This is a genomic window from Vibrio sp. 811, from assembly GCF_033339195.1.
Map to the genome: position 1 here is coordinate 1 of NZ_JAWOUB010000767.1, position 559 is coordinate 559.

At 45.8% G+C, this 559-nt stretch carries 1 protein-coding gene; it reads left to right on the forward strand.

Going from position 1 to position 559, the window contains the following annotated elements:
- Window positions 1-73 precede the first annotated feature (73 nt).
- Window positions 74-559, forward strand: a 486-nt coding sequence (locus R7Q46_RS29290) for an AI-2E family transporter (RefSeq protein ID WP_318078597.1), incomplete at its 3' end; no start/stop codon positions are given.

The window sequence follows — 559 nt, forward strand, 5'->3', positions numbered from 1 at the left end:
GGGTACGTGGTTGATTGCCAATCTACACCAGAGCACTACACATTGACTGTCTTCAATAAGGAATCCGCATAAGATGTTCGAAATGGTAAGTCGTTGGTATCAACGCCGCTTCTCAGACCCCCACGCAGTAAGCCTTGTCGCCATTTTGCTGTTTGGTTTTATCACCATTTACTTCTTTGGGCATTTGATTGCGCCATTGCTGGTGGCGATCGTATTGGCATATCTCCTAGAATGGCCAGTGGTTAAATTGTCTCGTATGGGTGTGCCTCGCACCTTATCAGTGATTATTGTTCTGCTGATTTTTATCAGCATCATGCTGATTGCCTTATTTGGCTTGGTTCCGACGATCTGGACTCAGGTTGGTAACTTAATCAACGATATTCCGAACATGTATAACGGGCTGCAAAAGTTCATCATGACGTTGCCTGAGCGCCATCCGGAACTGGCGAACCTACAAATTGTAGAAACCGTCGTGACCAACGCGAAAAACCAAGCACTAGGTTTGGGTGAAAGCGTGGTAAAAGGCTCACTTGCATCGTTAGTTAGTATTGCCACATTG